General features: G+C 67.4%; 20 protein-coding genes and 1 pseudogene. 14 read left to right on the top strand and 7 right to left on the bottom strand.

The window, feature by feature from the left end:
- Positions 1-212: 212 nt before the first annotated feature.
- Positions 213-734 (bottom strand): Hsp70 family protein, encoded by a 522-nt coding sequence (locus FAB82_RS23960; protein WP_136537089.1) that lies wholly within the window; start codon positions 732-734, stop codon positions 213-215.
- A 208-nt stretch (positions 735-942) separates the two neighbouring features.
- On the opposite strand from FAB82_RS23960, the gene FAB82_RS23955 reads away from it, so the two are divergent.
- On the top strand, positions 943-1506 hold the full coding sequence (locus FAB82_RS23955; protein WP_136537088.1) for a DUF308 domain-containing protein: 564 nt from the start codon (positions 943-945) through the stop codon (positions 1504-1506).
- Positions 1507-1568: 62 nt separating this feature from the next.
- Here the strand turns inward: FAB82_RS23955 and FAB82_RS23950 are convergent, their stop codons facing one another.
- Positions 1569-2234, bottom strand: coding sequence for a TetR/AcrR family transcriptional regulator (locus FAB82_RS23950; RefSeq protein ID WP_136537087.1), 666 nt, complete (start codon positions 2232-2234; stop codon positions 1569-1571).
- A 59-nt stretch (positions 2235-2293) separates the two neighbouring features.
- Here FAB82_RS23950 and FAB82_RS23945 point away from each other — a divergent pair, with 59 nt between their 5' ends.
- The 3 genes from FAB82_RS23945 (at position 2294) to FAB82_RS23935 (ending at position 6094) form a co-directional block, all read left to right on the top strand.
- On the top strand, positions 2294-2746 hold the full coding sequence (locus FAB82_RS23945; protein ID WP_136537086.1) for a nuclear transport factor 2 family protein: 453 nt from the start codon (positions 2294-2296) through the stop codon (positions 2744-2746).
- Between the two features lie 368 nt (positions 2747-3114).
- Positions 3115-4611: a family 43 glycosylhydrolase gene (locus FAB82_RS23940; protein ID WP_136537085.1), complete on the top strand. Its 1497-nt coding sequence runs from the start codon at positions 3115-3117 to the stop codon at positions 4609-4611.
- Between the two features lie 4 nt (positions 4612-4615).
- Positions 4616-6094: a family 43 glycosylhydrolase gene (locus tag FAB82_RS23935; RefSeq protein WP_136537084.1), complete on the top strand. Its 1479-nt coding sequence runs from the start codon at positions 4616-4618 to the stop codon at positions 6092-6094.
- A gap of 196 nt (positions 6095-6290) precedes the next feature.
- Here FAB82_RS23935 and FAB82_RS23930 read toward each other — a convergent pair whose 3' ends face one another.
- The 4 genes from FAB82_RS23930 to FAB82_RS23915 form a co-directional block, all read right to left on the bottom strand.
- The gene (locus tag FAB82_RS23930) at positions 6291-6800 is read right to left on the bottom strand and encodes an HIT family protein (protein WP_136537083.1); all 510 of its coding nucleotides are present in this window, start codon (positions 6798-6800) and stop codon (positions 6291-6293) included.
- A gap of 74 nt (positions 6801-6874) precedes the next feature.
- The gene (locus tag FAB82_RS23925; RefSeq protein WP_136537082.1) at positions 6875-7354 is read right to left on the bottom strand and encodes a hypothetical protein; all 480 of its coding nucleotides are present in this window, start codon (positions 7352-7354) and stop codon (positions 6875-6877) included.
- Positions 7342-7563, bottom strand: a complete 222-nt coding sequence (locus FAB82_RS23920) for a hypothetical protein (RefSeq protein WP_136537081.1) — start codon at positions 7561-7563, stop codon at positions 7342-7344. The genes FAB82_RS23925 and FAB82_RS23920 overlap by 13 nt, the downstream gene beginning before the upstream one ends.
- Before the next feature lie 53 nt (positions 7564-7616).
- Positions 7617-8180 carry a dihydrofolate reductase family protein gene (locus FAB82_RS23915; RefSeq protein WP_136537080.1) on the bottom strand — a complete coding sequence of 188 codons (564 nt, stop codon included), beginning with the start codon at positions 8178-8180 and terminating at the stop codon, positions 7617-7619.
- 128 nt (positions 8181-8308) lie between these two features.
- On the opposite strand from FAB82_RS23915, the pseudogene FAB82_RS28725 reads away from it, so the two are divergent.
- Positions 8309-8487, top strand: a pseudogene (locus tag FAB82_RS28725) (VOC family protein); the annotation flags it as partial.
- A gap of 23 nt (positions 8488-8510) precedes the next feature.
- A complete protein-coding gene (locus FAB82_RS23905) occupies positions 8511-9221 on the top strand; it encodes an NUDIX domain-containing protein (protein ID WP_136537079.1) in 711 nt (236 codons plus the stop codon).
- Positions 9222-9397: 176 nt separating this feature from the next.
- Here the strand turns inward: FAB82_RS23905 and FAB82_RS23900 are convergent, their stop codons facing one another.
- Positions 9398-9772 (bottom strand): hypothetical protein, encoded by a 375-nt coding sequence (locus FAB82_RS23900; RefSeq protein WP_136537078.1) that lies wholly within the window; start codon positions 9770-9772, stop codon positions 9398-9400.
- 132 nt (positions 9773-9904) lie between these two features.
- Here FAB82_RS23900 and FAB82_RS23895 point away from each other — a divergent pair, with 132 nt between their 5' ends.
- The 8 genes from FAB82_RS23895 to FAB82_RS27655 all read left to right on the top strand — a co-directional run bounded on the left by FAB82_RS23895 (position 9905) and on the right by FAB82_RS27655 (position 20807).
- Positions 9905-10411, top strand: a complete 507-nt coding sequence (locus FAB82_RS23895) for a SigE family RNA polymerase sigma factor (protein ID WP_136537077.1) — start codon at positions 9905-9907, stop codon at positions 10409-10411.
- Entirely contained in the window at positions 10411-11775 is a 1365-nt protein-coding gene (locus tag FAB82_RS23890; RefSeq protein WP_136537076.1) for a hypothetical protein, read from the top strand. Before FAB82_RS23895 ends, FAB82_RS23890 begins: the two co-directional genes overlap by 1 nt.
- A 246-nt stretch (positions 11776-12021) precedes the next feature.
- Positions 12022-13449 carry a glycoside hydrolase family 43 protein gene (locus FAB82_RS23885; protein WP_136537075.1) on the top strand — a complete coding sequence of 476 codons (1428 nt, stop codon included), beginning with the start codon at positions 12022-12024 and terminating at the stop codon, positions 13447-13449.
- 242 nt (positions 13450-13691) lie between these two features.
- Positions 13692-15743 (top strand): cellulase family glycosylhydrolase, encoded by a 2052-nt coding sequence (locus FAB82_RS23880; protein WP_136537074.1) that lies wholly within the window; start codon positions 13692-13694, stop codon positions 15741-15743.
- A gap of 215 nt (positions 15744-15958) precedes the next feature.
- On the top strand, positions 15959-17026 hold the full coding sequence (locus FAB82_RS23875) for a FecCD family ABC transporter permease (protein ID WP_246039798.1): 1068 nt from the start codon (positions 15959-15961) through the stop codon (positions 17024-17026).
- Positions 17023-18123, top strand: a complete 1101-nt coding sequence (locus FAB82_RS23870; protein WP_136537072.1) for a FecCD family ABC transporter permease — start codon at positions 17023-17025, stop codon at positions 18121-18123. The genes FAB82_RS23875 and FAB82_RS23870 overlap by 4 nt, the downstream gene beginning before the upstream one ends.
- Positions 18050-18991, top strand: a complete 942-nt coding sequence (locus FAB82_RS23865) for an ABC transporter substrate-binding protein (RefSeq protein ID WP_136537071.1) — start codon at positions 18050-18052, stop codon at positions 18989-18991. The genes FAB82_RS23870 and FAB82_RS23865 overlap by 74 nt, the downstream gene beginning before the upstream one ends.
- A gap of 226 nt (positions 18992-19217) precedes the next feature.
- Positions 19218-20807, top strand: coding sequence for a LysR substrate-binding domain-containing protein (locus FAB82_RS27655; protein ID WP_136537070.1), 1590 nt, complete (start codon positions 19218-19220; stop codon positions 20805-20807).

Below are 20807 nucleotides of genomic sequence, written 5' to 3'. Positions count from 1 at the left end.
CATCCTGAAATTCCCAGTGAAAATGGAAGGCCTCTAGGGCGCGATGGCGCAGTAGGTCCACACCACCATGGGCCCCCTCGTGGGGCCCATGTGTTCGTTTGCGACCGCTTGCGAACGGCTTTGACCGGTGGCAGGCGGTATCTTGCGGCAGGAATTGGTTCCGGTCCTGCCTTGTGGGCTTGCTGATTCCTCGTTGTGGGTCTGCGTGGCGCTCACCGTATTTTCTGCGCCGAACCCACGTCCAGCAGCAGCGTGTCCTTAACGGTTCCCGTGAGCACTCCCGCCGCCAAGGCGGCTCCGGTGGCGATGCCTTCCGGTATCAGGCCCTGGTTGAACCGTGCGCATCCGGTCGCCAGGCGGACCATCGGTTCCAGGGCCGGCATCCGGGTCGCTCCTCCGGTCAGGATCGCCTGATCGATGTCGCGGTAGATGGGATCGGCCTCGTCCAGCGCCCGCCGGATCGGCAGTTCGCAACGCGCCAGCAGATCGTGGGTGCCCGCTTCAAATTCTTGACGGCTGATCGTGTGGTCGAGGTGGTACGGACCGTCCGGGGCGTCGGCGAGATGCGGCAATAGGACTCGGGAGCTTGTCGCCGAGGAGAGTTCGATCTTTGCGTCGATCGCGGCGAGGTCGCAGAGGTAGTGGCCCCAGCCGCAGTCGTCGAATTCGAGGCGGAAACTCTGCTGCGAACCCTGCCGGGTCATCCGGATCGCCCGGGTGGTCGTCGCCCTCACCCACCAAAAGTGTCAATTAGGTTGAGAAGGGCTCGATCATGAGACACCCCAAGGCAATTGCGGGTACCACATTGGTCGCGGCAGTGATCAGCCGCAGTTATGTCGAAAATGGATTTTAGGGGCATGACCCGCAATTCGAACAATGCTCTAAACTCTGGGCCCCGGCATCCCGAAGGTCATTCAGAGAGCGACGTTTTCAGGAGCAATCGTGGCATATTCGCCTAATCCGGCCCCCACCCCGACAGCCCAACCTCCCGTCAAGCAAGGCAACGGCTTCGGCGTCACCGCCTTGGTCCTGGGGATCTTCGCGATCCTCGGATTCTGGCTTCCCCTGATCAACATCAGCAGCATCGTCCTCGGCGCGCTCGCCATCGTCTTCGCCATCATCGGCTTCGCCGTGGCCCGCAAACGCGAAGGCGCCGGCAACGCCACCGCCGCCACCGGCCTGGTGCTCGGCATTCTGGCCGTCGGCTTCGCCCTCGGGTGGAAGATCGTGATCTTCGATTCGGCCGCCGAAGAGGCGGAGCAGGAATGCCTGGACGCCGGCGCCTCCGTCGAGGAGTGCGCGAGTGAGGCCGAAGAGCTCGGGGAAATGGAGCAGCAGGTCGAGGATCTCAAGGACGAGCTCGCGGAACTCGTCAATTCCGAGAACGGTGCCGACCAGCCTGCGGACGGTGGCGAGCCGGAGCAGCCCGCGGACACCGAGAACAACCCCGAGCAGACCGAAGAGAGCGCGGCCCCTGAAGAAGGAGCCGAAGAGACCACCGAATAACCCCGCAGACGATGCGCACGCTGTATGGAAAGTGACGAACGCTTAGAGGGCGCGACGTGGTTTCACGTCGCGCCCTCACAATAATTGGGTACGAGTAAGAACGTATTACCTCCGGGCGCGGCGTCATCGAGGTCGACGGTCGAGCGGTCGCCCCGGTAGCCGAGTGCGTCCAGGGCAGCATGGACGCTGCGTTCGGCGAGGGCGCCGTCGACCGGGGTGAGGCCGGGCATGACGACGTGCATGATGAGCGGCCCGGTGAGCAGGTCTGCGATCCAGCCGGGATCCGCTTTCTCGGCGATCTCGCCTCTGGCTGCGGCCCGGGCGAGGATCACCTGTGTGTAGGCGCGGCGCGGGCCGAGGTATTCGGCGAGAAAGGACGCTCCGCGCTCGGGGTCGGCGTCGAGGTCGGCGAGCCATCCGGCGAAGCCGCGTATCACCGTCGGGTCGGTGAACAGCAGCCGTTGGCGCCGTTGCACTTCGACCAGGTCGCCGACGATGGTGCCGGTGTCGATGTCCTCGTCGGTGCCGTGGCGGGAGGCGAGCAACTGCGGCACGACATCGGCGAGGCTTCGGAACCGCCGGTAGAACGCGGGTTTGTTGGTCCCGGCCCGTTTCACCACCTCGTCGATCGTGACACGGGCGTACCCGCGTTCGGCGACCAGTTCCGCGACGGCGCGCAGGATGTCTTGCTCAGTGGAGCGCTTGCGCGGACGGCCGGGATGACTCATAATGTTACTGATAGTAACATAAATGCGAGCGGCGGCGCGGACCGCAGACGGAGGTAGAGGTGTACAAGCGGATCGTCAGGGCCAAGGTGCGTTCGACATTCGAGAGGATCAACGGTGGCGACTACATGCCGATGGTGAACGGTCTGGCCCCCTCGTTCGAGTACCGATTCCACGGCGACCATGCCCTCGGCGGTCGCCGCACGAGCAAGCACGCGATGATCCGCTGGTGGGAGAGGGCCTTTCGACTGCTGCCAGGGGCCAGGTTCGACATCCAGGACATTGTGGTCGATGGCGGCCCATGGCGCACTCGCGTGGCCGTGCGCTCAAAGGTGTCGGGTGAGCTGCCCGGCGGTGCCCGGTACGAGAACACCGTGTTCCAGTTCCTCACTCTGGCCTGGGGTCGCGTCACGTCGGTCGATACCATTGAGGACCTTCAGGTTCTCGAGCGCGCGCTTCGTATTGTCGCCGACGCGGGCGATCCCGAGGCCCTCGCGGCTCCCATCACCGGTTGAGGCCGAAACGCTCCGGTCCCACGGGGCCACGGAGACGGCGGAACCGGAGCCCGTCGCGGGGCCACGAGTGAAGTCGTTGCGACGGTGGTGTCCCGATTGGAGCCGACTGGTCCCAGCTCGTGGGACGGGTACGCGGCCATAGTGGTCGTCGACGCGGCCGTCCAGTCTCTGCGCTCGGGGGTTGTGGTGCCGATCGACCTGGGAGAACGACCGGAGATCCGCGCTTAGGTATGAGCAACGGGGGAGTGAGCGGGTGGCGGCCGAGCCGCCTCCCGCATTTGTCTGTGTCCATTGTCTTGAGTTCTGGTAGATGTTTCCGTTAACATAGAGGTCTCTCTATCCCTCACTTTATAGAGACAGGTATCCATATGAGCACTCCCCAAGTCCGGCACAGACGCCGATCCTGGTTCGCCGGGCTCGCGGCAGCGGTGATCGCGTCGGCAGGCCTGGCCTTCCTCACGCCCTCCACCTCCCACGCCGCCATCGACTCAGGCGCCAACTACGTCCTCACCAGTCGGCATTCCGGCCTCGTCCTCGACATCAACGGCGCCTCCACCGCCGAAAACGCGGGCCTCATCCAGTGGAACCGCAACGACGCCGCCAACCAGCAGTTCAGATTCATCGACGCGGGTGGGGGCTACTACCGCATTCAATCCCGCCACAGCGGCAAAGTCCTCGGCCTGCAGAACCAGTCCACCGCCGACGGCGCGAACGTCGTCCAGGAGACCGACGCGAACGCCACCGACCAGCAGTGGCGCGTCACCGAATCCGGCGGCTACGCCACCTTCGTGAACCGCCTCTCGGGCAAGGGACTCGACGTCTGGGAGTGGTCGACCGCCGCGGGCGGGCGCATCTCCCAGTACACCGCCACCGGCGACACCAACCAGCAATGGAGCCTCGCGGTCATCGGCGGCGGCCAGCAGCCGCAGCCGAACGACTGCGCCAGCGGCCCCACCCAGCCGCCGAGCCTCGGCGGCTCCCTCGGCGCCCACGACCCCGCGCTGTGGGCCGGATGCGCCGGCCAGCCGTGGTTCGTCTACGCCACCGGCGACATCCGCTTCAGCAACGGCAACATCCCGATCCTCCGCTCCACCAACGGCGGCCAGACCTGGCAGAACGCCGGGTACATGTGGAACACCAAGCCGGCATGGACCACGCAGCAGATCCCCGGCTCCGAGAACCTCTGGGCACCCGAGATCCACTACGACGCCGCCCAAGGCCTCTACTACCTGTACTACTCGGTCTCGACCTTCGGCTCGCAGCGCTCGGCCATCGGCCTCGCCACCAGCCCGAGCCTCGACCCGTCCGCGCCCGGCTACGGCTGGACCGATCGCGGCGCGGTGTTCCAGTCCTACAACGGCAACGCCTACAACGCGATCGACGCGAACATCATCGTCGACGCCTCCGGCAGGCACTGGATGGTCTTCGGCTCCTGGCAGCAGGGCATCCACACCATCGAACTCGACTGGCCCTCAGGCAAACCCAAGGCCGGCGCCACCCCGATCCGCCTCGCCACCAAGAGCGGCGGCATCGAAGGCCCCTCGATGATGCAGCGCGGTGGCTACTACTACCTGTTCACCTCGATCGGCACCTGCTGCGCCGGGGCGAACTCGACCTACAAGATCACCGTCGGCCGCTCCACCTCGCCGACCGGCCCGTTCGTCGACGCCAGCGGCGTCGACATGCGCAACGGCGGCGGGACCGTCGTCCTCGGGGCATACGGCACCAACGTCGCCGCGGGTGGCCAATCCATCCACAGGGGATTCATGGCCTATCACGCGTACGGCCGGAGCGGCGGCTTCTCGCTCGATATCGAACAAATCCAATGGAACTCGGCGGGCTGGCCCGTCCTGGACGGGAGCTGACACCATGCTGCAGACCACTCGCCGACGCTGGCGCACGTTCATCGCGCTCGCCCTCACCACCGCGCTCGCGGCCCTCGGCCTCGTCGCGGCCACCCAGGCCCCGGCCCAGGCCGCCGTCAACACCGGCACCTGGTACGTCATCACCAGCGCCCACTCCGGCCTCGCCCTCGATATCAAGGGCGCCTCCACCACCGCCGGAGCCGAACTCACCCAATGGAACCGCACCGATGCGACGAACCAGCAGTTCCGGTTCATCGACGCCGGCGGCGGCTACTACCGCATTCAGGTCCGCCACTCGAGCATGGTGCTCGACGTCTACGAATGGAACGCTGAAAACGGGGCGACCATCGCGCAGTGGACCGACCTCGGCGGCACCAACCAGCAGTGGTCGGTCACCGAGCACTCCGACGGCACCTACAGCTTCATCAACCGCTTCTCCGGCAAGGCCCTCGACCTGTGGGAACGGTCGACGACCGCGGGAGCGCGCATCTCGCAGTACACCTACAACGCCGGCATCGCCCAGAAATGGCGGCTCAACGCGGTCGGAGACGGCACGCAGACCACCCTCGCCAACCCCATCCGCAACAACGGCGCGGACCCGTGGATCGAGTACCACGACGGCTACTACTACATGTCCACCACCACCTGGAACTCCACGGTCATCATGCGCCGCGCCACCACCCTGGCCGGGCTCAAGACCGCGAGCGACACCGTGGTCTGGAACGACGCGAACACCCCGAGCCGCTGCTGCTCGCACTGGGCACCGGAGTTCCACCGCATCAACGGCACCTGGTACCTGATGTACACCTCCGGGAACTCGCAGACGAACCTTGACGGCCAGAAACTCCACGTCCTGCGCTCGACGAGCTCGACTCCCATGGGGCCCTACGAGTTCATGGGCACACCGCTGCCGAACCAGTGGAACATCGACGGCACCTACCTGGAGGTCAACGGCGGTCTCTATCTGATGTGGAGCGAATGGGTCGGCGCCGACCAGTCGATCCGGATCGCCGCCATGTCGAACCCATGGACCGTCACCGGCTCGCACGCCACGATCTCGCGTCCGAGCGCGAGCTGGGAGACCGTGGGCGCGCGCGTGAACGAGGCTCCGGCCGTGCTCCAGCACGACGGGCGGACATTCGTGACCTTCTCGGCCTCCTCGTGCAACACCCCGGACTACAAGCTGGGGCTGCTCGAACTAACCGGTTCGAACCCGCTCGCGGCCTCGTCGTGGACCAAGAAGTCGACGCCGGTGTTCCAGCAGGGCAACGGCGTCTACGGTCCGGCTCACAACGGGTTCTTCACCTCGCCGGACGGCACCGAACACTGGCTGGTCTACCACGGGAACACCTCGTCCAGCCAGGGCTGCGGCAACACGAGGCAGACACGGGTGCAGGAGTTCACGTTCAACGCGGACGGCACCCCGAACTTCGGCTCGCCGATCGCCAACGGCGTCCAGTTCCCGGCCCCGTCGGGGGAGTGACCGACGCGGGCCACGCGGCCCCAGCCCTGTTCACGGGCCGGCCGCGTACTCGCTGAGATCGCACTATCGAGGCCCCGGCTCGCAGGCCGGGGCCCTTTACATGTCCGATCCGCAATTCAAGGTGCGCAAGTCGATGCAGCAGTACGCGATGTTGATATCGCCATCCGCCGCCGCGGCCTCAAGCGCTTGCCGGTAGCTAGCCCTGGGAGTGGATGGCGTTGCGAAGTCGCTGGGCGAGCTTGACCTTCGTCTCCGGATCTTGCTCGATGATGCCGTTCTCGGCCATCAGCGCGTGAAACTGCTGCTGCTCGTAAGGAATCCCCGGCGGCAAGGGCGCCACGTGCCAATGCGCGTGCGCGTTCCCCTGCCGGCTGCCCAGCGAGAGCACGTAGACCCGTTCGACCGGGAGGACCGCCTGCAGACTTAGGCCTACCTTCCGGACCACTGCCTGGATGGCGAGGTACTCCTCCTCGGTAAACCCTCCGACGGCGTCCTCGATGTGCCGCTTCGGGCTGACCAGCGTGTAGCCCGCCAGGGTCGGATACCTGCTCAGGAACGCCACGTGAGCACGGTCTTCGAACACGATCTCGTGGAAGGCTTCTGACTCGCCCGAAACCAGGGCGCATATGAAGCACGGCCCTTCCTTGGTCCGTTGGACGTATGCGCCGATGTCGAACGGCACCTTCGCCACTCCCGGGTCGTCCATCCTGCAGCTCGTCTCCCTCGATTCGGCTCTTCAAGCTGGATGCTCGCTCATCTCGGCCTTATCGGACACCGGGGTCACCATTCGCAGCCGAATCCGGCGCATGGCACGTCGAGGGCGGCTTGCTCACTGCTTGAGGCGCAGTACTCGACGCCGTCCACATTGCTGTCCGAGGAGTACTCGACCCTATAGGACGCCACTGTCTCGGTGCTGAAGGCCGGGAGGTCCCGGGAACCACCCTCAAAGACCCGCTCGGCGCGACCGTCCGAGTCAGTCTCGACCTCACCGAGGGTGGTCCCGTTCTGCAACTCCCCGTTCTCATCGGTGCGGAAGAGGAAGAATTCCAGCTCAGACCCTTCGACCGGTTCTCCATCGGCGGTCAAGCGACCGGTCAGGACGACCGGTTCGGTCGGATCGCCGGTCGCGACGGCGGCCGCTTCGACCTCGGTGGAGACACAGCCACCGGAACCGGGGATATTCACGCACCCGGCCCCGGCGACCAGCACCAGCGGAGCCATCGCCCACAGACCAAAGCCGACAGTGGTCACTCTTCGCATGGAGGGTCCTCCTTCGGAGGATCAAAGGGATTGGGCATGGTCGCAGTGAGCACCTGGATGAGGATATCGAAGGAGCCCTCCTCAAGGTCGACGGGGAACAGCTCCAGGTCCAGGTACGAGAGCACCAGGTCGCCCTCGCCGCAGTTCATCTCGGCGACAAGGAGAGCGTCCGGGGTCTGTACGATCCGCCGTCGGCCGAAGTCGAACATCCGGGAAACGATCACGGCCTTCCCATCAGCGGTTCAGACCGCACCTTCTCTGGTCAGCGCGTCACACGGTGGCGGAGGTAGACGACTCCCGAGTTGAAGGTGCGGGTCTCGACGAGTTCGAGATCCACCCGGCGCTCACGCTGCGGAAAGAAGGGAATGCCACCGCCGACCAGCACCGGGTAGACAATGGCCCGGTACTCGTCGATCAGATCCGACGCGGCCGCCTCGGCGGCGAGCGTCGCGCCGCCGATCGCAATGTCGCCCGCTCCCGACTCGGCCCGCAGCCGATTGATCTCCTCCGCCGGGGTGCCGGAGGCCAGGCGGGCGTTGCCCTGCACTGCCGGGAGCGTCCTGGAAAACACCACCTTCGGGAGCGGATTCCAGAGCGCGGTCCACTCGAGCTCGGCGTCGCCGAGCGAGGGATCCTGGTCGGCCGTCTCCCAGTACAGCATCGTCTCGTACAGGCGCCGCCCCAACAGGTGGACGCCGACCGTTCGTATCTCGTCGATCCAGAAGCGAAAGACGTCCTCGTCGGGCTCCGACCAGTCGAAGCCGCCGTCCGGCCCGACGATGTAGCCGTCAAGTGAGACATTCATCGAATAGGTCACGCTGCGCATCTGAGATCCCCTCCTCGGTACCAGGTTCGACCATACGACCGCCGACCACATCGCGGCTCGCGATTCCCCCGGCATCGACCATTCTCACCGGTTCATGACGCGCTGGTCGGCCCTCGACGGCCACGGCGCCGACATGGCCGGACCCTGAAGTGCCGCAGCAGATCCACTTCGATGTAAGAGTCGACGACCTCGATGCCGGACATGAGCGGCCCTCGCTCTGGGCGCGCGATATCTGAAGGAACTGAGTGACCGCTGTAGGATCTACGCAGACCCGTCTGGTCACCCGTTCTGCCTCGTATCGTTCTGACCGGACCTCGGGAGGAAAGCGGCATGTCGCTCGATCGCTCGGAGCTGGAAGAGCAGCTGTGGCGCCAGGGCGCCACCGGCGCTCTGGAAGTCCATCGCCTTACCAGTGGACGTCCGTTCTGCGCCGGCGTCTTGCTGGTACGTGACGGCAAGTTGCTCACCACACTCAGCGCCGACGGGATCAGCGCCCATGAGGCCACCGGAACGGACTGGTCCATCGGTGGCGTCGGCGGTGGGCAAGAACCCGGAGAAGACCTCTGGGAATGCGCGCGCCGAGAGGGCATTGAGGAACTGGGAATGCCGCTCCAGCTCACCGCCTCGACTCGCACCTACCTGCACGAGGGCGACAGCGACGAACTCCATCAGACTCGCTCGGCCGACCAGCCCGCCCCATTCGCCGTGCAGCGGCGACGGAACATCGACCCGACCCGGCCGTTTCGGCCGGGCCTGCCGGCGGGGCCGTACACCTATTGCGGGATGTTCCTTGCCGAGCTCGTCGATGACGAGCTCGCCTTCAAACCGGATGATCCCGATATCGCGGCGCTGATCTGGATGCCACTCAATGCCTGGGACACTCTAGACGACGGCTCGACCTTCGCGGACCTGACGGCAATGGGCGCGCAGGTCGCGGCAGGCGGCCCCATCGCCGACGACGCCCGCATACACCTGTCAGAGGCCGAAACGCTGAGAGTGGTTGCGCCCCTGCTCGTTGACAAGCTCGACGACACCCCTTAGTTGCGATCCGGGCGGGCGGTTCTGCTGCCGGTCTCGGTGAAGAACTGCGCGGCGGCCTTGTTCGTAGTCGGCCGACGCCTCCTCGAGGCCACTCCACATCGCCGCCGAGGCGCTATAGGAATAGCTCGGTCGATCGACCGAGACGCCCGTGGATGACCGATGGGTGGTGCCCGCTGCTACGCGGTCAACGTCACCACCAGGAACATTGCCCCCATCACCAGCGAGACCGGCGCCATCAAGCGCTCGAGCTTGCTGCGCGACAACAGGTTCAGCACCGATATCGCCACCAGGTAGGCCACGATCACCCACATCCCGATCGTCAACAGCGGCTCGCCGATGATCGACACCAGGCCGGCTTTGCTCAGCAGGAACAGTGCGAACACGGCGAGGATCGGGAGCGCGACCACGCTTCCGATGCGCTGCTTTCGAGGCAGCACGGCGTGCTGGCCGCCCCAGGCGAGGCGGCCCAAGGGCGCTCCGGCGGCAAGGGCGATCTGGAAGGCGGCGAGTATGGCGAGCAGGATTAGGCCTGCGATCGCGAAGGCGGGCATGGTTTGACGCTACCGGATTTCGGGGTCAGCGGGTGTCCCCAATGGGCTCCCCGAGAAACCCGGCGCCCCATGCAACCCCGGGACGAATCCGATCCGTAGAAACGGCGACGGAGAAGCTACGAAAGGCGATCCATGACCCCCGAATCCGAGAGCGAGTTCCGCGAGTATGTGGAGTCCAGACGCGATGCCCTGCTCCGTACGGCGTTCCTCACCTGCGGCGACTGGCATCGCGCCGAGGACGCCGTCCAGACCTCGATGATCAAGCTGTACGGAGCCTGGAACCGGATTCGTCGCGAGACCACCGACGCCTATACGCGGCGGATCCTCGCCAACGTCCTGGTCGACCAGACCCGCCGCGGCTGGTTCCGCCGCGAAAACTCCTACGCCGACCCGCCCGAACAAACCGGGGACACGAGCGGGGCGGACGACCAGACCGAGGCCGCGGCGATCCTCGCCAGGCTGCCGCTGAGGCAGCGGGCCACGCTCGTCCTCCGGTTCTGGGAGGACCAGTCGGTCGAGCAGACCGCCCGGATCCTGCGATGCAGCACCGGCACCGTCAAGAGCAACACCTCGCGCGGCCTGAAGACCCTGCGCGACTACTACGCAACGTCGAACCTCGCAAGCCAAGGGAGCAAGTGATGAACGAGGATGAAGTGCGGAACCTGCTCGGTAGGGCCGCCTCCGGGCCGGTGGACGGCGACCGGGTGGACCCGGAGGCGATCGTTCGGTCGGGCAAGCGCGGTGTGGCCCGCAGGCAGGTCGGGATCGCGGCCGCCGGCGGCGCGGCCGCCGTGCTGGCACTCGGTGCGGCAGTGGGGATTCCCGCGGCCCTCGGCGGAGACGGGGAGTCGGCCGCCTCCGGCAGCGCGGTACCGCAGGACCTGCCGACGGACCCGGTCGAGGACGACTTCCTGGGGCAGTGGGTTCGCGCCGACGGCGGCAACTGCCCGGTTCCCGACGAGCAGACGGACGAGCAGGAGCGCACCGCCGCCGCCTACACCGGGGTGTTGTTCGAAGGGCTGGCGGAGCTCGACGGCGAACCGATGGGGAGTTGCCTCGAATCCCGCCCGGACTACGACGGGTTCTACTACGAAGGCGATTTCGACGGCTACTACATGGAGGAGTCCGTGGCGTTCCACGATGCCGACGCCTCCGCACCGGACTGGGCCCGGATGACGGGGGCCGCCTGGGAGACCGGGGGCGAAAACTGGGAATCGCAGATGGAGGACGAGGAGTGCGCCGGCAATGAGGGACTGACCTGCTCCTGGGTCGACGCCGAGGAGGGACGGGTCCTTCTGATGGAGGGCACCCGCACCGACTTCGTGAACCCCGACACCGAAGCAGGCGGCTCGGCGGAGTACCCGATGGTGGGGGCGTTCCTGTTTCGCGACGACGTCGTGGTGTCGCTGAGCTTCTCGCTGCGCTTTGAGTCCGACCGGTCCGGCCCGAGCCTCGACCAGGTCGTCGAGATCATCAAGTCCATCCCGGTAGGCCAGGAGGCACCCGAGATCGAGTTGCCCGCCGAACGCGACCTCGCCGATGATCTGGTGGGCGCGTTGGAGAACGAGATCCCGGGGACCGTGGTTGACATGGGCTCGGTCGACCTCGTCCGCCTGCACTCGGATGTCGCGGAATACGGCGGGCCGGTCTACGGCTCGGAGGCGACCCACATGCTGTTCGTCCTGGCCGAACTCGAGTCGGGGGAGACCGTCCGGTTCTTCGTGCAGGCCGAGCAGGTCGAGGACGCGGGGGAGGAGCCGGCGGAGGACGTCGCCGCGTCCTACGCGCAGTGCCCGGACGCCGAATGCGAGATCGCGGCGGACGGGCCGTGGGACACGTCGGTGCACCGGACCATCGAGGGTGAGCGCCCGAGCCTGACCGCCCTGGAGTACCGGGCGGGCGACGGTTGGATGATCGGCGTCGGTGTCGAAACGGTCGATGGCACCGAGGCCCCGCTGGTGGACTTCGAGACCCTCGACGCGATCGTCGCCGGCATCCGCTGACCCGTATGACGAGCAGGTGGCCGGGCGCTTCTGCGCCCGGCCATTTTGGTACGCGGCGGTAAATATTCAACTACTTGACTTTCTCTTTGGGTTGCGGTTAGTGTGAGCGAACTCTGCCCCGGCTGATCGATCTTGGGAACGGCCGCCTCCCCGAAACCGCTTCCGCGACCGGCCCGTGCGGTTGTTATCGCTCTCATTCCTCCTCCTCACATCGAGCGATCCCCATGGTTACGAAGGGAAAATTCCATGACCCGACTCTCCCGCAGAGGCGTGCTGCTCGGCGCGGCCGCCGCCGCGACCACCGGACTGGTGACCACCGTCCAGAGCCCCGCCTCCGCCCAGACCGCCTACGCCAGCTACCTCATGGCCCACTTCATCGGCGAGGGCGCCGGCGGCGAGCAGATCTACCTCTCCCACTCCGACAACGGCCTCAACTGGACCGACCTCAACCGCGGCCAGATCGTCCTGCGCACCCCGATCGGCACCAGAGGCGTCCGCGACCCGATCATCGTCCGCAATCCGGCCGGGAACCGCTACTGGATCGTCGCCACCGACCTCCACATCGGATCCGGCACCTCCTGGAACGACGCCGCCAACAACGGCAGCAGGTCCCTCGTCGTCTGGGAGTCCACCGACCTCGTCAACTGGTCCGTCCCCCGGCTGCTCAATGTCGCCGGGTCCCTCGGCGACGCCGGCAACGCCTGGGCTCCCGAGGCCATCTGGGACGCCTCCGCCGGGAACTTCCTCCTCTACTGGGCCACCAATTCCACCCGCAACGGGATCAAGAAGCACCGCATCTGGAGCGCCCGCACCACCGACTTCCGCTCCATCACCACCCCGCAGGTCTACATCGACCGGTCCGGCACCCAGGGCCTCATCGACACCCAGATCATCGAGGTCGCGGACAGCACCGGCGGCTACCGCTACTACCGGGCCTCCAAGGAGAACCAGATCGTCATCGAGGGGGCGAACTCGCTCACCGGCTCCTGGACCAGGCTCGGTGACCTCGCGAACGTCGCCGGCACCGGCGTCGAGGGCCCCATGTGGGCGAAGTTCAACGACCGCAACGAATGGGCGTTGTGGCTCGACCAGTTCGCCACCGGCCGCGGCTACATGCCCGTGCTCACCACCAATCCCGCGAGCGTGTCGAGCTACCGCACCGTCTCCGGCTACAGTCTCGGCGCCAACCTCAAACGCCACGGCTTCATCCTCAACCTCACCGCGGCCGAGCGGTCCCGGGTGCTCGCCCGCTACCAGAACCCCGTGTTCAACCGGCTCCAGTCCTACAACTTCCAGGACCGGTACGTCCGCCACGCCGACTTCGACGTGCGGATCGACCCGGGCGTCGCACCCGCCGCCGACTCGCAGTTCCGGCTCGTCCCGGGTCTGGCGTCCTCCTCCGGCTACGTCTCGTTCGAGTCGGTGAACTTCCCCGGCCACTTCCTGCGCCACGTGGACTTCGACTTCGCGCTGGCCCCGAACGACGACTCGTCGCAGTTCGCGCAGGACGCGACCTTCCGCCAGGTCGCCGGGCTCGCCAATTCCGGATGGAGTTCGTTCCAGTCCTATAACCACCCGACCCGCTACATCCGCCACTACGGCTACGTGCTGAAGCTGGAGGCCGTGAGCGCCGGGACCGGGTACTCGGACGCCACCTTCCGCATCACCACCTGAGAGCCACGGACTCGGGGCCGGTGATCCGATCACCGGCCCCGAGTCCGTCGTTTCCTGATCCGATATGGATGGTCTCATATGCCGCATATCGGTTCAAAAATCTTGCCGCGGCGGACTACAAACCTCCTGGTCGGGAGTGGTTGACAAAGTTGGGACATCCAACTTACTCTTGCATTGAGGACTTTCGATGGGTCGTGCCCGACCTCATCCCCCCGGAAGTCGACGCTGACAAAAGGAGTGCCATGAACGGCGTCAAGAGACGTACCCGCAGATGGATAGCCCTGGCGACGACGGCGATTGCCACCGCCGCGGTCGGGCTCGGAATCCTGGTTCCCACGGCCGCCTACGCGGCCGAGGGATGCCAGGTCGACTACAAGATCGCCAGCCAGTGGAGCGGCGGCTTCACCGGCGATGTGAAGGTCACCAACTACGGTGAGTCGATCTCCGGCTGGGACCTGGCCTGGACCTTCCCCAACGGCCAGCGCATCACCCAGATCTGGAACGCGAAGCACACCAGCTCCGGCGACCAGGTCACCGCCAAGAACCTCGGCTACAACAAGTCGATCGCCACCGACAACTCGGTCTCCTTCGGCTTCAACGGCTCCTGGTCCGGCACCAACGGGATCCCCAGCTCGTTCAGCCTCAACGGCGTCGTGTGCACCGGCTCGGTCACGGACCCGACCACCCCGCCGCCCACCGGTGAGGCCACCGCCATGGAGACCGTAGCCGCGATGGAGCCGGGCTGGAACCTCGGTAACACCCTCGACGCCGTCGGCTCCGACGAGACCGCCTGGGACAACCCGCGCGTCACCCAGGAGCTGGTCGACAACATCGCCGCCCAGGGCTACAACAGCATCCGCATCCCGATCACCTGGGACAACCACCAGTCCAAGACCGCGCCCTACGCCGTCGAGGACGCCTACCTCGACCGAGTCGAAGAGGTCGTCGGCTACGCCATCCAGGCCGACCTGCACGTCCTCATCAACATCCACCACGACTCGTGGATCTGGTTGTGGGACATGAACACCAACCGCACCGAGGTGGAGGCCCGCTACGAGGCCATCTGGACGGAGCTCGCGACCCGCTTCCGCGACGCGCCGCCGGAAGTGCTGTTCGAGAGCGTGAACGAGCCGCAGTTCAGGGATGTGGACGATGCGACCGCCGAGGGCCTTCTGAACGACCTCAATGTCCAGTTCCACGAGATCGTGCGAGGCTCCGGCGGCGGCAACGCCACCCGCGTGCTCGTTCTGCCGACCCTGCACACCAGTGCCGACCAGGACCACCTCGACGCGCTGGGCGACACCATCAGCTCGCTGAACGACCCGAACCTGGCCGCGACCGTCCACTTCTACGGTTTCTGGCCCTTCAGCGTGAACGTCGCGGGCTACACCGAGTTCAATGCCGAGGTCCAGGCCGACATCGAGGGGTACTTCGACCGCTCTTACGACAAGTTCGTCGCGAACGACATCCCGGTGATCGTCGGCGAGTGGGGCCTGCTGGGCTTCGACGCCCACACTGGCACCGTCGAGCAGGGCGAGAAGCTGAAGTTCTTCGAGTACGTGGGCTACTACGCCCGCCAGAAGAGCCTCACACTCCAGCTGTGGGACAACGGTCAGCACTTCAACCGGACCACGTTCGAATGGAGGGACACCGAGCTCTACGACATGATGGAGGCGAGCTGGACCACCCGCTCGGGCACGGCCTCCTCCGACCAGGTCTACGTGGCGAAGTCGGGCACCGTCTCGGACGTGTCCCTCGATCTCAACCCGAACGGGACCACGTTCCAGAACCTGCGCCTGGGCACGGAGAACCTCGTCGAAGGCACCGATTACACAGTCTCGGGATCAACGCTCACGATCAAGGCGGGCCGGCTCACCAGCCTGCTCGGCGACCGCGACCACGGAGTCAAGGCCGACCTGCACGCGGAGTTCTCGCAAGGGGCGCCGTGGCGGATCAGCATCATCTCCTACGACACGCCGACGATGTCCGCGACCTCGGGCTCCTCCGGCTCGTTCGCGATCCCGACCGCGTTCAACGGAGACCAGCTGGCGACCATGGAGGCCACGTACGCGGACGGCACGGCCGCCGGACCGCAAAACTGGACCACCTACAAGGAGTTCGCCCGCGCGTTCAGCCCGGACTACTCGGCCGGAAACATCAGCCTGCCGACAGCGTTCTGGGATGACGTCAACGACGGCCAGAAGGTCACCCTGACGTTCCACTTCTGGAGCGGAGAGACCGTCACCTACTACGTCACCGAATCCGGAGGCAACGTCACCGGCTCACTGTCCTAGTCGCTTGGACGCCGCCCCCGAAGCCCGGCTTCGGGGGCGGCGCCGTGCCGGGCTTCGCCGCGAAAGGTCCGGTTTCCGGTCCGCGGCAGCGGGTCCGGCCGATGCCGATTCAGGGGAGTCTCCCGATATGGCGGAGGGTGACGGGACCGCCTCGCGCACGTCACAATCCGATACGGATACAGACGAGTAAGGGTAGGCTCGCCTACGATCAGTGGGTGTCCTCCCCGGTCCTCTCGCCCCGCCCCGCGCCCGCCGCCCGTGACCGCCCTCCCGCGGCCCGGGTCGCCCGGCGCCGACCGGTCCTCGTCTACTCCGTCGCCCTCCTGGCCCTGGCGCTCATCACGCTGGCCTCGCTCGCGGTCGGCGCGCGCGACCTCGCCCCCGCCGAAGTCTGGGACGCGCTCGTCCACCGCGGCGACCCCGTCGCCACCGCCGTCGTGTGGGAGCAGCGCCTGCCCCGCACCGCCGTCGGCCTCCTCGCCGGGGCCGGGCTCGCCGTCGCCGGGGTCCTCATGCAGACCCTCACCCGCAATCCCCTGGCCGACCCCCGCATCTTCGGCGTCGCCGCCGGCGCCAGCCTCGGCGTCGTGTTGGGCATCAGCGTCTTCGGCATGACCTCCATCGGCCAATACGTGTGGCTCGGCATCGCCGGGGCCCTCGTCGCCGGCGTCGTCGGCTACGCCGTCAGCACGATCGCCACCCGCAACACCGGCGGCGGCGTCGTCACGTTCGCGCTGTGCGGCGCCGCGATCGACGCCAGCCTCTCGGCGGTCATCTACGCCGTCCTCGCCACCGACGTCCAGTCCTTCGACCAGTACCGGTTCTGGGCCGTCGGCTCGCTGGCCGGACGCGACGGCGCCGTCGCCGCCGGCATGGCCCCGTTCCTGCTGGGCGGCCTGCTCATCGCCCTGATCCTCGCGCGGGGACTCGACGGCCTGCAACTGGGCGCCGAGACCGCCGCCGGACTCGGCCACCGCGTCGGCCTCACCCGAGCGGCCGCCGCGCTCACCGTCGCCCTCCTGACGGGAGCGGCCGTCTCCGCAGCGGGACCCATCGGCTTCGTCGGACTGGTCATTCCGCATCTCGCGCGCTGGGCCCTCGGCGCGAGCCACCGGCCCATGCTCGCCCTCAGCCTCCTGTTCGGGCCCGCGCTGCTGCTGGGCGCCGACATCATCGGCCGCATCGTCGTCGAAGGCGAGGCCCCCGCCGGGATCGTCTGCGCCTGTCTCGGAGCGCCGATGCTCATCGCCCTCGTCCGCCGGGCCCGAAGGGTGACCACATGAGCTTGGACCTCCCCGGCCGGACCGCGCTGCGCGCCGGCGCGTACTCGATGACCGTGCACCGCCGCAGCGCCGCCGTCTGCCTCCTGCTCCTGGCCGTGCTGCTCTGCGCCGCCACCGTCTCGCTCTGCCTGGGCGACACCTACATCACCTTCGCCGACGTCGTCGCCACGCTCACCGGCGAGACCGGTTACGACCGCACGGTGGAGGTCCTGCGCCTGCCCCGCACCGTCCTGGCGATCGTCGCGGGGGCCGCGCTGGCGCTGTCGGGCGCGCTCATCCAGTCCGTCGCGCGAAACCCGCTGGCGAGCCCCGACATCATCGGGGTCACCGCCGGGGCCGGACTGGCCGCGACGTTCGCGCTGACCGCCGGGCTCGGCTACGCGATGCTCGGGCCCTCGGCCCTGACCGGCGGTCTCGCCGCGGCCGCGATCGTGCTGGCAGTTGGATCACGCGGGTCGCTCAGCGCGCCCCGCTTCGTCTTGGCGGGCATCGCGGTCGCGGTGCTGCTCAAGTCCGGCACCCAGCTGCTCCTGCTCGCCGCCGCCCCGATCGACGCCCAGCGCGCCCAGATCTGGCTCATCGGCACGCTCGCCGGACGCGGGTGGAACGAGGCGGCGTTCCTCGGGGTGTTCCTCGCGCTGGCGCTGCCGTTCCTGATCTGGGCCCAGCGCGCCCTCGACACGAGCGACCTCGACGACCCCACGGCCACCGGTCTGGGAGTCCGCGTCACCGGCAGGCGCGTCGGGCTCGCCGTCCTCGGCGTGGTCCTCGCCTCGGTGGCCGTGTCCCAGGTGGGCGCCGTGGAGTTCGTGGCGCTCGCGGCGCCCCAGATCGCCCGGCGCCTGGCCCGCACCTCCCGCCCGCCCCTGCTGGCCACCGCCCTCGCCGGGGCGGTGCTGCTGGTGGCGGCGGACGGGCTGGGCCGCACCGCATTCGGTGACTACCAGATCCCCGCAGGGGTGCTCACGGCCGCGATCGGCGGCCTGTACCTCCTGTATCTGTTGATGACGAAAGGAACTCGCAATGAGAAGAACGCTGCTGGCCGCCGGCCTGGCCTCGGCCTGCGCGCTCGCCTTGAGCGCGTGCGGCACCTCTGACCCGGCCGCCGAACGCAACGAGGCGGAGGGGGAGACCCGCTCGATCGAGCACGCAATGGGCACCACGGAGGTCCCCGTCGCGCCCGAACGCGTCGTCGTGCTCGACACCGACAAGATCGACACCGCCCTGTCCCTCGGCGTCACCCCGATTGGCGCGGCTCAGACCGACGAGACCACGCTGCCGACCTACCTCGGCGACCTCTCGGACGTGACCGTCGTCGGCACCCTCACCTCGCCCGACCTGGAGGCCATCGAGGGCCTGAACCCCGACCTGATCCTCGGTTCGAAGTTCCGCCAAGAGGAGTTCTACGACGAGCTCGACGCGATCGCCCCGACCGTGTTCACCGAGAACGTCGGCATCTCCTGGAAGGAGAACTTCCTGCTCGACGGCGAGGCCATGGGCAAGGGCGAGGAGGCGCAGGAACTCCTGGACGCCTATGAGACCCGCGCCGCCGAATTCGGTGCGAGCCTGGGCGACCTGTCCGCGACCGAGGTGAGCATCGTCCGCTTCATGCCCGACATGGTCCGCTACTACGGCCCTGACTCGTTCTCCGGCATCGTCCTGGGCGACACTGGGCTCGGCCGTCCCGAGCTCCAGGTGATGGAGGGCGCCGAGGACCGTCGCTTCGGAGAGCTGTCCCTTGAGGAGATCGACAGCGCCGACGGCGATGTCCTCTTCTACTGCGCCTACGGCGACGACGCGGCCGCGCAGATGGAGGAGACCGCCTCCGGTGCGCTGTGGGAGTCGATGTCGGTGGTCGAGGCCGGCAAGGCGCACCCGGTGGACGACGAGGTCTGGATGACCGGCATCGGCGTCACCGCCGCCGGCATGATCCTCGACGACCTAGAGCAGTACCTGGCCGCCTGAGGCCCGAAACCCGAAAGCGGCATGGGACGACGCTCGCGTCGTCCCATGCCGCTTTTCCTCGTCCAGACCTGATTCCATTGGCGGCCTGGGAGATACGCAGGATCTATAGATTTCCGTTGGCCGCCATCAAAGCCTCCTTATTGGTATTCGCTCCAATTCGCTGCTTCACTCGTCCCTATCGCGCAACGGAGAGCGGACATCCGAACCGCTCTCCGAAACGTGCCGATTGATCCTCATCGGCGCGGCGATCTCCGAAACCGATATCCGGGAGGTCCGCGGACCGATCGCCGACCTGGACCGGATCGTGGAGCGCGACTTCGGCAATCCGCCTCTGGGTAAGCCGCTGCACGTCGGTGGTCCGGCCGAGTTCCTCACCAGTCGGGTGGTGCCCGCCGTCGGCGATCTCGTGGCCGACGGCATGCGGCTGCGGTTCGATTTCGGGCTGGCCGACGAGCTGCTGGCGCGGCTCGCGGACGGGGAACTCGATCTCGTGCTGTCGACCATTCGCCCCAGGATGTGCGGGATCACCGCGACCGCGTTGGTGGACGAGGAGTTCGCGCTGGTGGCCTCCGCGAAGGCCTGCGCCCGGATCCCGGCGGGCCGCCTCGCCGCAGAAGGGCCGGCGGTGCTGGAGGAGTTCCCGCTGATCGCATACGCGGAATACCTGCCGATCGTTCGCCGCTACTGGCGGGATGTCTTCGCATCGGCGTCCATTCGAGCGCCCGCGGTGGTGGTGCCGGACCTGCGCGGGGTCCTGGCAGTGGTGAAGAGCGCCGGCGGAATCTCGGTCCTGCCGACGTACCTGTGCGCCGACGACCTCGCCGGCGGCGAGCTCGTCGCGCTGCTCGAACCGGAGATCCCCCCGATCAACACCCTGTACCTGGCGACCCGTTCCGGCGCAATGGTCGACGCCGATCTGGCGACCCTGCACGACCACCTGCTCGCAAAAGCTCGCTTGTGGAACGGATCGAGCGGGGAAGTCGAGCGGGTCACCGGGAGACGGGCCCGAATATGGGGGAGTACGTCGGCAGGAGCAGTCGACGGTTCGGGTCGCGGCTATATCGGCAATGATTGTCAGTATAGAGTTGGGGCGGAGGATGGCCCGGATGGGCTTCTGACACACCGATCGACTGGCGCGCAAGGCGTTCCAGCCGCTGCTGGATGGAAGGCGGATCTGATGGAGATCGACCATGTCGTGCTGGCGGCCCGGTCCAGCGCCGATGCCGAACGCGTGCTCGGCGAGGCGGGCCTCGGCGTCGCGAGAGGCCGCGTCATGCCGGGACTCGGACTGTCCAACCTGGTCGTGCCTCTGCGGTCCGACCAGATATTGGAGATCCACTACCCGAACGGCGAGGAAGCCGCCCCCGACGCCCCGCCGCTGCTCCGGTTCGAGCTGGAGGCGTTCGAGGCGAACCCTGACGCGGCCATGGTCGCGATGGCCTGGCTGGTGGCCTTCGAGGACGAGCTGCGGCTCCGGGAGGTCGCCGCCGCCAACGAGATGTCCGTGGTGGACGTGCCCGCCGAGGGCCCCGGCTTCCCGCCCTACGTCCTGGCCGGTTTCGGCGCGAACTTCGAACGCCGCTACCTGCCGTGCCCCATCCACTGGCCCGAGGGCATGCCGCCGCTGGACGCCGCGCACCGCCGCCGACCCACCGGCATCACCCGCATCGACGTCTCCGGACCGGCAGAGGAGATCGAAACCTGGTGCGGCGGTGAGCCGAACGGCCTGCGCACGTTCCCCGGTACCGTCGGTCCGCTGCGGGTCGAAATCGGCTTCGAAGCAGGTGGACCCGTCGTCCTCGGCCTCCCCGAATAG

This window comes from Glycomyces buryatensis (assembly GCF_004912275.1).
GTDB classification, from domain to species: domain Bacteria; phylum Actinomycetota; class Actinomycetes; order Mycobacteriales; family Micromonosporaceae; genus Glycomyces; species Glycomyces buryatensis.
The sequence above is the reverse complement of the archived record's forward strand: the minus strand, read 5'-3'. Positions and strand labels throughout refer to the sequence as shown.

Excerpts from the sequence above, each read along its gene's own strand:
- FAB82_RS23950 (WP_136537087.1), bottom strand. The coding sequence starts at position 2,234 with ATGAGTCATCCCGGCCGTCCGCGCAAGCGCTCCACTGAGCAAGACATC.
- FAB82_RS23940 (WP_136537085.1), top strand. The coding sequence starts at position 3,115 with ATGAGCACTCCCCAAGTCCGGCACAGACGCCGATCCTGGTTCGCCGGG.
- FAB82_RS23935 (WP_136537084.1), top strand. The coding sequence starts at position 4,616 with ATGCTGCAGACCACTCGCCGACGCTGGCGCACGTTCATCGCGCTCGCC.
- FAB82_RS23930 (WP_136537083.1), bottom strand. The coding sequence starts at position 6,800 with ATGGACGACCCGGGAGTGGCGAAGGTGCCGTTCGACATCGGCGCATAC.
- FAB82_RS23925 (WP_136537082.1), bottom strand. The coding sequence starts at position 7,354 with ATGCGAAGAGTGACCACTGTCGGCTTTGGTCTGTGGGCGATGGCTCCG.
- FAB82_RS23920 (WP_136537081.1), bottom strand. The coding sequence starts at position 7,563 with ATGTTCGACTTCGGCCGACGGCGGATCGTACAGACCCCGGACGCTCTC.
- FAB82_RS23915 (WP_136537080.1), bottom strand. The coding sequence starts at position 8,180 with ATGCGCAGCGTGACCTATTCGATGAATGTCTCACTTGACGGCTACATC.
- FAB82_RS23905 (WP_136537079.1), top strand. The coding sequence starts at position 8,511 with ATGTCGCTCGATCGCTCGGAGCTGGAAGAGCAGCTGTGGCGCCAGGGC.
- FAB82_RS23900 (WP_136537078.1), bottom strand. The coding sequence starts at position 9,772 with ATGCCCGCCTTCGCGATCGCAGGCCTAATCCTGCTCGCCATACTCGCC.
- FAB82_RS23895 (WP_136537077.1), top strand. The coding sequence starts at position 9,905 with ATGACCCCCGAATCCGAGAGCGAGTTCCGCGAGTATGTGGAGTCCAGA.
- FAB82_RS23890 (WP_136537076.1), top strand. The coding sequence starts at position 10,411 with ATGAACGAGGATGAAGTGCGGAACCTGCTCGGTAGGGCCGCCTCCGGG.
- FAB82_RS23885 (WP_136537075.1), top strand. The coding sequence starts at position 12,022 with ATGACCCGACTCTCCCGCAGAGGCGTGCTGCTCGGCGCGGCCGCCGCC.
- FAB82_RS23880 (WP_136537074.1), top strand. The coding sequence starts at position 13,692 with ATGAACGGCGTCAAGAGACGTACCCGCAGATGGATAGCCCTGGCGACG.
- FAB82_RS23870 (WP_136537072.1), top strand. The coding sequence starts at position 17,023 with ATGAGCTTGGACCTCCCCGGCCGGACCGCGCTGCGCGCCGGCGCGTAC.
- FAB82_RS23865 (WP_136537071.1), top strand. The coding sequence starts at position 18,050 with ATGAGAAGAACGCTGCTGGCCGCCGGCCTGGCCTCGGCCTGCGCGCTC.